The sequence below is a fragment of the Streptomyces sp. NPDC031474 genome, assembly GCF_055581185.1.
Genome location: NZ_JBVIJX010000030.1, coordinates 37,094 through 49,126, shown reverse-complemented (window position 1 = coordinate 49,126; position 12,033 = coordinate 37,094). Strand labels below are relative to the sequence as shown.

General features: G+C 70.8%; 8 protein-coding genes and 1 pseudogene. 5 read left to right on the top strand and 4 right to left on the bottom strand.

The window, feature by feature from the left end:
- Position 1 precedes the first annotated feature (1 nt).
- Positions 2-1,663 (top strand): tetratricopeptide repeat protein, encoded by a 1,662-nt coding sequence (locus ACZ5SK_RS42960; protein ID WP_334574034.1) that lies wholly within the window; start codon positions 2-4, stop codon positions 1,661-1,663.
- Between the two features lie 56 nt (positions 1,664-1,719).
- Positions 1,720-2,925, top strand: a complete 1,206-nt coding sequence (locus ACZ5SK_RS42955) for a CHAT domain-containing protein (protein WP_468577674.1) — start codon at positions 1,720-1,722, stop codon at positions 2,923-2,925.
- Here ACZ5SK_RS42955 and ACZ5SK_RS42950 read toward each other — a convergent pair.
- Positions 2,918-3,793, bottom strand: coding sequence for a DUF3592 domain-containing protein (locus ACZ5SK_RS42950; RefSeq protein ID WP_334574038.1), 876 nt, complete (start codon positions 3,791-3,793; stop codon positions 2,918-2,920). The genes ACZ5SK_RS42955 and ACZ5SK_RS42950 overlap by 8 nt on opposite strands.
- A 176-nt stretch (positions 3,794-3,969) precedes the next feature.
- Positions 3,970-5,844, bottom strand: a complete 1,875-nt coding sequence (locus ACZ5SK_RS42945; protein ID WP_468577672.1) for a WD40 repeat domain-containing protein — start codon at positions 5,842-5,844, stop codon at positions 3,970-3,972.
- A gap of 286 nt (positions 5,845-6,130) precedes the next feature.
- Between ACZ5SK_RS42945 and ACZ5SK_RS42940 the strand changes: the two genes are divergently transcribed.
- Positions 6,131-6,880 carry a DUF6585 family protein gene (locus ACZ5SK_RS42940; protein WP_361703642.1) on the top strand — a complete coding sequence of 250 codons (750 nt, stop codon included), beginning with the start codon at positions 6,131-6,133 and terminating at the stop codon, positions 6,878-6,880.
- 200 nt (positions 6,881-7,080) lie between these two features.
- The gene (locus ACZ5SK_RS42935; protein ID WP_361703645.1) at positions 7,081-7,230 is read left to right on the top strand and encodes a hypothetical protein; all 150 of its coding nucleotides are present in this window, start codon (positions 7,081-7,083) and stop codon (positions 7,228-7,230) included.
- A gap of 469 nt (positions 7,231-7,699) precedes the next feature.
- On the opposite strand, the gene ACZ5SK_RS42930 is transcribed toward ACZ5SK_RS42935, so the two are convergent.
- Positions 7,700-10,654 (bottom strand): helix-turn-helix transcriptional regulator, encoded by a 2,955-nt coding sequence (locus ACZ5SK_RS42930; protein WP_468419165.1) that lies wholly within the window; start codon positions 10,652-10,654, stop codon positions 7,700-7,702.
- A 197-nt stretch (positions 10,655-10,851) separates the two neighbouring features.
- Complete coding sequence (locus ACZ5SK_RS42925) at positions 10,852-11,022, bottom strand: hypothetical protein (protein WP_468158810.1); 171 nt, start codon at positions 11,020-11,022, stop codon at positions 10,852-10,854.
- 129 nt (positions 11,023-11,151) lie between these two features.
- Between ACZ5SK_RS42925 and ACZ5SK_RS42920 the strand changes: the two are divergent.
- Positions 11,152-11,926, top strand: a pseudogene (locus tag ACZ5SK_RS42920) (MBL fold metallo-hydrolase).
- Positions 11,927-12,033: the final 107 nt, after the last annotated feature.

Genomic DNA, 12,033 nt, shown 5'->3' with positions numbered 1-12,033 from the left:
CATGCCGGAAGACCCGGAAGACCTGGAAAGCCCGGAAGACGCGGAAGACGCGGCGGAACAGGAAGAGCAGGCGGCGGGGCTCAGCTACGGCGAGCCCTTCGACAGCGGCTTCGCGCTCGCCGAACAGCATCAACTCACCCCGGATCTCCCGGCGGCGCTGGCCGTCTACGGCGAACTCCTCGCCGTGGCCGAGTCGTTCGAGGACTCCCCCGACGTACGACTTCTGCGCGGGCACCTGTTGTCCGACATCGGGACGGTTCGGCTCGCGGCCACGGATCTGCCCGGCGCGGCCCTGTCCATCGAGCGGTCCCTCGACCTGGTGCGGGGCATCGCGTCCGTGCCGATGGGACCGAACGGCCGCCGGCTGTGGCTGGAGATCCTGCTGAAGACACTGCTGGCCAGGGTCGAACTGCTGCGCAGGACTGGGCAGTTCGACGAGGCGCAGGAGGCGATGGACGAGGCGTCGGCCCTGTTGTCGGAGTTCGACGACATCGAGGGGCTGCGCACCGCCGAGATCGGCCTGAGCCGGGTGCATCTGCTGATGGACCGCAGCGCGTGGGGCGCGGCCGAGGAACTGGCCTCCGCGCTGCTGGCCGACGCGCCGTTGGCCGAGCCGTATCTGCTGGACTGTCTGGGGGTCGTCTGCGCCTCGACCGTGCGGTTCGAGCAGGCGGAGGACTACTTCGCCCGCGCGGAGGAGGCCTATCTGACGCTGGGCCACCGCGCCGGGCGCCAACAGGTGCTCTCCCATCGGGCGTACGCGGCGCTGCAGGCCGGCGACCTGGACCGCGCGGAGGAGTTGTACGCGCAGGCCGCCGAGATCTTCGAACGGCAGGGCCAGGCTGAGGACCTGGCGGTGTGCGAACAGGCCCGTGCCGCCATCGCCGCACACCGCGGGGACGCGGCCGGCGCTGCCGCTCTGACAGCGTCCAGCCTGGCCCGCTTCCAGCGGGTCGGTGCCGCGATCGCCGCCGCCGACACCATGCTGATGGGCGCCCGGCACGCGTACGAGCGGGGCGACATCGACGAGATGAAGCGGCTCGCCCAGGGCGCGCGGGACGTGTACCAGGAGCGCGGGGTGTACGAGCGGTGCGCCCAGGTGGACCTGATGCTCGCGCGAACCCTTGAGGACAACCTGAACCGCACCGACCACGGCGTCCACGAACGCGCCTCGCTCGCAGGCGCGCTCTCTCTCGCCCTGCCCGCCGCCCTGACGCTGGAAGCGGCCCGCTACGACTTCGCCACCGCCCACGCCCGCAGCCAGTGGCTCCAACTGGCCGACGAAGCCATGCGGTTGGTCTTCCGTCTGGCCCTCCGCAGCAACGACCAGGGGCTGATCTTCGAACTGGTGGAACACCGGTGCGCGGGTGCCTCCCTGGCGCTGAGCCGTACGAACACCGCCGACAGGGCGGGGGCGGTCTTCCCGGACGCCGCCATGAAGACGTACGCCCCCGATGGCGACGCTCCCCCGACGCTGGGCGGTATTGCGGCCGAGGCCGCCGCCTCCGTCGGCCTGCGGGTGGCACCGCCACCGAAGATCGTGATGTCGGCGGAGGCGGGCGGCCGTACCGCGCTCCAGGAGTACGTCCAGGCAGCTGAGTTCCGCTATCACCGGCGGATCGTGAGCGAGGAAGAGGTGCCGTTCTGTCCGCCGACGATCTGACCGACCCGAACCGTCCGGTGGTCCAGGTCCGCCTCGCCGATGCCGGTGACCTGCACATGACCTGGACATGGGCCCGTGGGGCCCAGGGCTTCGGCACCGGGTACACCCCGGGGCCGGACGTGGACGAGGCCATCCGCGCGCTGGCCGCCGAACTTCCGGGCGACGGCACGGAAGGCATGCGGCGCGCGTTCGAGTCCGGCGCGCTGGCCACGCACGAGGAAGAGCGCCGCCTCTCCCGCATGCTGGCCGAGGTGCTGTGGCCGCCGGGCCTGACCGACCAGGTCCGTGAGGTATCTGCCCAGCTGGGCCGTCCGCTGATGCGGCTTCAGCCGTCGCCCCGGGTCGCCCAGGTCCCGTGGGAGCTGCTCGCCGTGGACGGTGACGACAGCGACGTACGGCTGATCGACCTCGTGGACATCGCCACCACGGCACCGGCATCGCTACGACGGGCAGGCATCGCTCCGACCGATCAGGACCCGGACTCGGACGCCGTGGTTCTCGTCCTGGACCCCCGCGTCCCCGGCTTCCGCGCCGACTCCCCGCTCGGCTCGGTCCTGGGGCAGCCCGGCTCGGACCCGGCGCTGCTGTCCCTCGTGCAGCGGAGGCTCGACGCGGGCACCGTCGTACCGTCCCTCGCCACCCCCGCCGATGCCTTCCGCCGCACCGACCTCGACCGCGGCTGGCTGGGCGAGGTGCTGCGCAAGGGTGCCCGTCGCCTGATGTACGTCGGTCACGTCAGCGGCGCCCCCGTCGAGGGCGGGCAGAGCGAGGACGTCACCCTCCATCTGTGCTGCGGCCCGGAGACCACGGGGATGACCGAACCGGTGCGCACCCACCGCCCGTTGTCCGCCAAGGACCTTCTCCTGGGCACACTCCCGCTGCGCGCGGACGGCGTGCCGGGCGCTCAACTCTGGCCCGCACCGCCGCGCGTCGCGCTGATCGCCTGCGAGAGCGGCGGCGATCTCCGCTTCGCCGAGTCCTTCGGCCTGGCGACGGCGATGATCCACAACGGCGCCCAACTGGTCACCGCCACCCGCTGGGTGCTCCCCACCAGCTTCGCCTTCCACCGCCTGGCCGGTCTGCCGGAGTCCGTACGGCCCCTCACGGAGGCCGTGGTCGCCGTGGACGCGGCCCACGAGGGCCAGGACCCGGTCCGCCATCTCGGCGCCTGGCAGCGACAGCAGCTCGACCGGTGGCGCGCCGACGGCCGGATCGAGCACTCGCCCCTCCTCTGGGCGGCCCTGACCTGCATCGTCAGGTGAAGGGCCAGGGGTGGTGGAGGCAGTAACCGCCCACCCCGATCGCGGCGATCCCGGTGACCAGCAGGGAGACGACGAACCTGATGTGCGACGTGCGTTCACGGCGTTCGTGGTCGGGGTCGGCGGTGAGGAGGGACGGGTCGGCGGGCGCGTAACGCAGGGGAATGTCACGGCCGAGGGACCTGGCGATGTTCCGGATGCCCTGCGTGCACAGCGCGGTGACCTCTACGCCCTCATGGGTGGTGAAGGCGACGACGCAGGCGTGGCTGACGCTCTCGCCGCCTTCGGCGTCGGAGTGGACGTCCCTGGTGACGGCGACCACGCGGCCCTGGACGGTGACGCCCTCGGCCAGTTGAGCGGCGCGGGCGCGGGCGTACTCGCCGTCCCGGCTCAGCGCGACGACGAGGAGCAGCAGGCCACCGACGCAGATCAGCCCCCACTGCCAGCCCCACGCGAAGAACGACTGGACGACCAGCCCCAACACCAGCAGGATCACCATGCAGTTCGGCCCACCGACACCAGAGGTCCGCCCCTCGCTGTCCAGCATGAGATAGAACCGCTCCGGCCGCCGCCGCGGAAACCGGATCGGGAACTCCTGCCCCACCCAGGCCACTTGGACCCGGTCGCCACGCTTGTTCTCGTGCCGCAGCCTGAACTCCCGCCCGGTGCCGGGGTCCTGGTATTCGATCGTGACCGGAATCCCGTGGTTCCCCGGCTCACCGTGTCCCGGCGGATGCACCGCCACGACCCGAGCCGTCACCCACACCGCCCGCTGCGGCCGGGTCAGCCCGGCCAGCGAACACGCATAACCCACCAACGCCAGCCCAGCGGGCACCGTCCACCAAAGCCCGAGCATCTTCTGCAGGTCCATACGGCGAGGCTCTCTCTGCCGGGACTCCTACCGATCCCAGGTTCGGTTCGGTAAGGGTCGGGTGGGCCATCCCTTTCGAGCCGGCAGGCCGACGCGCGGCAACAGCTTCTTGGCGTAAACGTCTGACATGCAGCGCCTTGGTGATGTCGCTTGGTTTTGACGGCAGTTGGGGACTTTCAGCTGGCGAGGCCGATGACGCCGAGGCCGTCGGCACATCCGACGACCAGACTCGACCCGACACCGGCCAGGGCCGTGATCGGTCGCTCCAGGAGACGGGAGTCCACCCACCGGCGGGTCAGGGGATCCCACAGCTCGATCGCGCCCCGCCTTGCGATGGCCAGCAGGGGGCGCCCGCCGGACGGGGCGATCGCGGCCATGGGCCCGCCGGTGAGCTCGCCGACGAGCTGTCGGCTGTCGGCGTCCCAGACGCGGATCGAGTCGTCGAAGTCCCGAACTGCAAGGAGAGTCCGGTCGTCCGCCAAGGGGATCGCCGCGAAGTGCTCCACGTACCTGTGGTTTTCGAAGGGGGCGCCGACCGGTAGTCCCGTGGCCGGGTCCCACAGCCGGACAGCTCTCGTGCCGCCCCGGGCGGGGGTGGCTTCGCTGCTTGCCAGGAGGGTGCGTCCGTCCGGCATCGGTACACCGGCCAGTGCCAGCGGCGGTCGCTCGGGCCGGTTGAACACATCACTCGCGGTTTCGCAGGTCGCGGGGTCGCGAAGACGGATGATGCCCGAGTGACTACCGGTGGCCAGGAGTATCCGCCCGTCGGGCGACGCGATCGGCACCATGGTGCGGATCTCGCTGGTGCGGCCGGGCGGCAGCGAACCGACCAGTCCGCCCGTCGCCAGATCCCATGACCGGAGGGCACCGCTCCTGTGGGCGGTGACGAGAACGGTGCGTCCGTCCGGCAGGGGCGCCGCCGCCATCGCCGTGAGGACATCCGTATCGCCCGTGTGAAGCTGCCCGGCGGTTGCGCCGGTACGCAGATCCCACAGCCAGACGGTGGTGTCGCTGCGGGTGGCGAGCAGCGTTCGCCCGTCGGGGACCGTCACAGGCGCCACAAGGCCGGCCCAGCCGACGTCCTCCGGCTCGGCCGGTGGCTCCACTGCGGTGGGATCCCACAACCAGACCGCACCACCGGGCACTTCTCCCGCGAGCAGTGTGGGGCCGTCCGGCAACGGAACCGCTGCCGCCGCGGCTGGGACGCGGTTCGCCCCCAGGTCACCGATTCGGCGCCCGGATGCCGGGTCCCACAGTCCCGACCCGATCGACAGCAGTGTCGTCCCGTCGGCCATGGGGACGGGACGCAGCCCGAGACCGGTGATGGGTTCGCCGACCGGAGCACCGGTTGCCACGTCCCACAGCCGCACCGTCTCGTGATCGTCGTCATCGAAGGACAAGGCCAGCAGCCTGCCTCCGTCGGGCAGCTGCACCGCCACCAGTTCACTCGGCCAGCCCTCACTTTCGTGCGGGCACAGCAGTGTCTGAACCAACTCGCCCGTCACCGGGTCCCACAGGCACACCACGGCGCTTTCCCCGTGACCATGGGCAGTGGCAAGCATCGTGCGGCCATCAGCGAGCGTCACCGCCGCCATCGCGCTCGGGTCCTCCACGCCCGCCGGGGCGCTCAGCGGACCGACGGCCCGTTCGGCTGTGGCCGCATCCCACAGCCACAGCCCTTCCTCATCGTGAGGGGTGACGGCCAGCAGGTTCCGCCCGTCCGGCGTGGGTACGGCCACCAGATTCGACGCCGGTTCCGGGCCTGGCAGCGGCCCGCCGACCTGCTCGCCGGTGACCGTGTCCCACAGGTACACCACATGCCCGTCGTCGTCCTCGTCGTAGTGCGCCGTGGCAAGCCGGGTGTGCCCACCGGCGAGCGGCAGAGCCACCATCGCCGTGACACGCCCACCCTGTTTCGAGTTCTCCCGGAGAGGGCCACCCACCTGCTCGCCGGTCACCGGGTCCCACAGCCGCACCACGTCGTCTTCCTCGTCATCGCCTGTCGCGGCCAACAGGACGCGATCGTCCCCGACGGGCACGACGACCGCCACACCCAAACCGTCCCTGAATCCACGCAACGTCACCGAAGGCCGCACCCGGCCCGCCGGCCTTTCCCACACCAGGGTCGGTTCTCGTGTGCCGTGATCCCGAAGAGCATCAGACATGACCAGTACGGTAACCGGCCCCACGGGCACAAACCCGGCTCACCCCCCATCGGGGCGGATCTCGATCCGGCGCCCACTGCGCATCAGTCATCGGCACACCCCGACCATTACGTAACGGATTTACGTAGATCCACGGTTGTCACACGTCGAAGCGTCTCGGACGCTCTGCATCATGACTCCCCTCACCTCCGTATCGCCCGAGGTCGCCGACCTGGCCGCCCGCCACCGGCTGGGGGCGCTCCAGGGCACGTTCGCGCCGAAGCGCCTCCGTCGGACGGTGTTCGTCGCCCATGTCTTCAACTGCATCATGCTCATGATGTTCTTCCTGGTCCCCGGGCTGCTGTACTACTGGTTCAGCATGCGCCGCTTCCCCGACTTCAGCCGGAAACGGGCTGCCCAGCGGCTGCACCTGTTCGAGGAGGGGCTGGTCGTGCACCCGCCGTCCGGCGGCGAGCCGGTCGCCCTGCGCTGGGACTCACTGCGTCTCCAGCAGGAGATCGTCCAGCTGGTCATCAACGGGGTTAAAGCACCGACCAAATACGTCTACTCGGCCAGCGCTCCCGGCCAGGGATCGATACGGATCACGGAGTTCTACGAGGATCCCGACGTCTGGGGTCCCCGGATGCAGGACGCGGTGATGCACGCGCAGGGACCGGGCGTGCTGGAGACGCTCCGCGAGGGCGACACGGTGTCGTTCGGAGCGCTCTCGCTCTCCCGCACGGCCGTGTACGCCGGCGGGAAGGGCAACCTGCCCTGGTCTGAGGTCCGGGAGGTGCATGCCGCGGGCGGCCTGGTCCGCATCATGACCACCGACTCATCGGGTGGCCCCGTCCTCTGGTCCAACCACCTGGCCGAGCAGATCACGAACCTGCACCTGTTCCTGGCGGTCGCCCGCAGGCTGCACGACCAGTCCGCCGCCTGACGCTCCAGCCGTCGGGGCAGCGGACCGGCTCCGATCCGGCGACCGGCAGCGGCGCTGCATGCCCGCAGGCCTTCAGGACGGCCGGGACAAAGGCGGATGGCCGTTCGACCGTCTACTGCACGGCGTGGAAGGACGTCGCCACCGCGATCAAGCTGTACAAGTACCGGCTGGCCTCGGCCCCGCAGGAGGCCCGAGGCCCGGTGGTGAAGGAGCCGGGCCTCGGCGCGGAGGCCTTCCGCTACGAGAACATCAAGGAGAGCCTTGGCCCCTTGACGGATCAACAGGTCACGGCGGCCTGGCCGGCCATGGCGGACGCCGTCCGGACGCTGCTGCCCAGGCTGCGCTCCTGACCGGGAGCAAACAGACGGCTCGGCCGTCGGTCCGGGCGGCGAGCGGGCCGTGGGCCAGGACGGACACGAGGAGACTCGTCAGCACGGTCATGGCATCACCTACGCGACGAGGCCGGCGGTGCGTCAGGGCCCCGGTCGCGGTCGCGCGGCGGACCAGCCGACCAGAGTCCACCTGGCGGTGACAGCCGCGGCTCACCGCTGTCGATCTGCTCACCCTGGCAACGCAGGCAACGCAGGCGACGCCGCGATGCTCGTGCCCTGTGTCGGCCGCCGACCGGGTGGCGCTCGCACCGGAGGCGGCGGCTGTCCTCCCGTCCCGACCGGCGCCGGGTGACAAGGTTTTGTTCACGGGCTGCCGACGCCAGGCCGGCCTGCCGCACCCGGGCGCGGGCATATTCGTGGAAACCCGTACACGGCCGCAGAACGAGACGGCGGAGCCGCGACGACGGGATGGGACCAGAGCGACCAGTCAGACGGTCGGCCGGGGGACCACTCCGCCGAGTGCGCGCGACAGTGCCGCCCTGGAGGGTATGCCGAGCTTGCGGTAGATACGGCCGAGGTGGGCTTCGACCGTCCTGGTGCTGACGAAGAGCTGCTCTGCGATCTCCTTGGTGCGTTTGCCTCCTGCCGCCAGTTCCGCGATCTCCCGCTCTCGCTCGGTGAGAAGAGCCATCGTCGCCCGGGCGCTCGCCTCCTGCGTCGTTGCGACCACCGCACCGTTGGCGGCGCAGGACGCCGGCAGCAGGTTCCTGACCCTTGCCGCCTCCTCACGGATCCGTTGTGCGCCGCAGGCCCGAGCGGCCTTTCCCGCCATGTCGAGCCACTCCAGCGCCTGCCCGGTGCCGTGGGCCGCGTGGACCGAAGGCGCACCGGTCACCAGGGTCCAGGCGTGTTCCACCGGCAGGCCCGCGCGGCGGAACGACTCCGCGGCCTCGTGAAACAGCCCTGCCGCCAGGCGGTGTTCTCCCTCGGCGGCGTGGAGCTCTGCCCGGGCTCTGCGCACGTGTTGCTGTTGCAGAGGCAGCCCCAGCTGTTCGGCCACGGTCTCCCCCGTTTTCGCCCAGTCGCGTGCGGCGTCGATGTCACCGCAACGCAGTGCCGCGACGGAGGCGAGGGCCAGGAGAGAAGGCTGCCAGGCCCGCAGCAGCCGTTGCAGTTGCGGGCCGCCCTCCTCGACGAGGGTGCGCAGACAGCCTGCCGGGTCTCCGCCGAGGAACTGGGCCTGGGCGCGCAGGCCGACCGCTACGGCTGCCCGCCAACCCCGCTGGCGCAAGGCCAGGGAGAGCCCTTCCCCGGCGAGTTCGAGCAACCTGTCGGTGTCCCGCCGCGGACGGGTCCACAGCAGCCCCGTCGCCCGCAGGATCATGGCGATCCCGGCGGCTTCGTCGACCCCGCTCATCCGGGCGAGTCGCTCGGCCTCCTCGGCACGGCGACAGAGCGGCTCCAGACGACCCGTCAGCTGGTCGAGGTGACACAGGGCCACCAGTTGGTTGATCCGGATGAACCTCCGGGTGGCACCCGTGGTCGCCTGCAGTCCTCGTTCCAGATGCCGATAGGCGTCATGGAACCGCTCCTGGAACAACTCCGCGCAGCCGAGCATCGCCAGGACGTCGGGCATGGTGACGGCAGCGGCGTCCGGCAGGGCGTCCACGATCCGCGCACACTCGGTGACCTCTGCGACGGCCTCGGGCAGCAGCCCGAGCTGGGTGTCGCCGAGGGCGCCCAGGGCCCGCAAATAGGGCACCGCCGGGCCAACGGCTCCGGCAGCCTTCGCCGCCTCTCGGACCAGGTCACGTGCCTCGCCGTAGGCGCCCCGGAACAACTGCACTCGCCCGTATGCGGTGATCAGTTCGGCCGCCGGCGCCGGCAGCGGAACCGGCAGCGGACGGGGTAGGAGGTCGAGTGCCGTCCGGACCACGGCTTCGGCCTCCTGGTGGCGGCCCAGCAACCGCTCCAGCTCTCCGCACACGGCGTAGGCGCTCAGCCGCAGGTCCTCCGCGAGATCCGACTGGTGCCGGAGCAGATCGTGCCCCAGGGAACGAGCTTCCTGCAGGCGGCCCACGGCACTCAGGGCCCGGCAGTGGTCGAGCACCAGAACGACCCGGGAGGCGCTGATCGTCTCTCCGGCGGGCAGGTGGTCCAGCGCCAGGCGCAGCCAGCGGGCAGCGGCGGCCGGGGACTTGGCCATCGCCTCCGCCGCGCCCTCGACCAGAACCTGCCGGGCCTCCGCACTGCCCGCGCCCACCAGATGCTCGGCCTGGCGGGCACGTCGGAGCGCTGACGCTCCTCGCGTGGTGAGTAGATCCAGGGCCCGCCTGTGCGCGTTGACGCGCAGGGACGGCGAAGCGTGTTCCAGGGCGACGTGGCCGAGCACCGGGTGCCGGAAGACGTAGCCGCCGCCCCAGGGCAACGGCCGTATCAAGTCCGCTTCGACGAGTTCGGTGAACGCTATGAGGGTCCGTTCCAGACCGAGATCGCAGACCGCGGCGACGTCGTCCGGCAGGAAAGGATCGCCGAGAACGGCGGCGGCCTGGACCGAGAGCGCGGCGTCAGCGGTGAGGGAGTCCATCTCGGTGACGACGGAGACGGCCTCCCGGAGCATGCCGTCCCGGTCCGGACCGGCACTCAGCGGCCACTCGTCCGGGTCCCACCGCGCCGCGACCAGGATCCGCAGCATCCGCGGGTTGCCGCCGGAAGCGGCGTGCAACTGCTCGGCGTACGTGCCGTCGACCACGGGTGCGGGAGAGGCGCGCCACTCGGTGTACGCGTGGTCACGCGCCGAGTGGGAGAAGGCGGGTGGGGAGGTGGTGTCGGTGTGAGACCCTCCGTGGCCGAGCAAGGTGGATGTCGCCCGCAGGTCCAAGGAGGAGAGGGCCAGGCGGATGACCGAGCCGGTCTCGGCTCCGTGCTCGAGCGCTTCTCTCAGCACCAGGCCTGACTGCCGCGGGCGGTGTGCCAGCGCCAGGACGAACGGGCCGGGTGGGGGTCTCCGCACGAGCTGCGCGATCAGTCTCGCGGACTGCTCGTCGCACAGATGCACATTGTCGAGGACCAGCACGCCGCCGCGCCGCGCAGCCCAGCGCCCCAGCACGCTCCGCACCTCGGCATCCGCCCCGGCGCCGAACTCCCGGGGGATCGAAGGATCCCGCACCTCCAGAGCGTCCAGCACCTCGGTGATGACCTGGCCGGGTTGTGTCGCACCGCGCGCGGCGTGGGCTCGCACCACCAGCACCCCAGCCTCGGCAGCCCGCTCGGCGAGCAGGCCGAGCAGCGTGGTCTTGCCGATCCCCGGCTCTCCAGTGACCTCAAGGATCGCTCCCCGGCCGTCGGCCAGATCCTTGACAACCGCGGAAAGACACTCGATCTGCGCCTGTCTGCCGACGAGAACGGCGCCGTTCTCATGGGCCCGATCCTTGGGGGGCAAGTGGCCCTCTCCCTTCCCATGGACGTGCACACGAACGAGGACACCAGCTGTTGCCGGTCAATTCGGATATTAGGCCATCCCGTTGGCCGACTTCCGCCTGGAACGGTGGGTGCCCTGCGGGAGGGCCGGAGTCGGCAAATGCCGCAGCTCGGCAACGCTTTTATGGTGCGCTGCGCACCGCCGTGCCGATCAACCAGTCACTGCGTCAAGAGGTCTGGCCGACTGCGCCGACGCCGGCGCCGCTCGTGCAGGGTGGCCAGATCGATGATCTCGAAGCCTGGGACCCGCTCCTCGGGCGGGTTGAAGTCCAGCCGAGGAATGGCGCCGCCCCGGGAAAGTCCGGCCTCGTCAAGATCCGCCGAGATCATCACGGTCTCCTGAATGTCCTCGATTTACCATGCCGGGTCTCCAGCGTATCTCGCCTGCCTGCGGTTTCGCGGCGAGAGTAGAGGACGTCGAGGCGGCGCAAGGCCGCCCGTACCGCAAGGAGCACTCCCATGCACGGCACGGTCACGGTCCTCGACAAGGGCGTCGTCCGCATCCACAGCTACATGTCCCCGGCGGACACCTTCCACACCACCACCCAGCTGATCGAGACTCCGGCCCGGATCATCGCGGTCGACGCCCAGCTGACCTCCGCCTACGCCGACGAGGCCGTCGCCTAGGCCAAGGGGCTCGGCAAGCCGCTGGACCGGCTGATCGTCACTCACGCCCACCCGGACCAACGGCGCCGCCCGCTTCGGCGTCCCCGTCCACGCGCTGGCCGAGGTGCGCGAGCAGATCGTCGCGCGCGGCGACAGCCAACTGCCCACCGGCCAGGTCATCCCGGTCACCGACTTCACCCCGGCCGTGGAACTCACCCCCGGCACCGAGGTCATCGACGGCGTCCCGTTCGTCTTCGAGGCCGTCTCCGGCGGCGAGGCCGCCGACGAACTCCTCATCAAGCTGCCCGCCCAGGGCGTCCTGGTCGCGCAGGACCTCGTCTACAACGACGTCCACCTCTACCTGGGCAACAACGACGTCATCGGCTGGCAGCAGGCCGTCGACGCGCTGGCCGCCGAGTCCGGTTACGACACGATCCTGGCGGGCCACGGCCTGCCCACGGGGCCGGAAGTCTACGAGGAGGTGCACCGCTACCTCGCCGACGCCCGCGAACTGCTCGGAGAGGACGGCGAGGCGTACAAGAAGGCGATCGTGGACCGCTACCCGTCGCATGTCGGCACGTTCATCATCGACATCGCCAACCGGTCGCTGTTCCCCGCCGACCGCTGACCTCGGCCCCGCTTCTCTTCCCCACCCCTGACTCACACCCCGCAGGAAGACCTGTCATGTCACCAGCCCGTCTTCGCCACCCGCACACCGCAGCCGTCGCGGTGGCC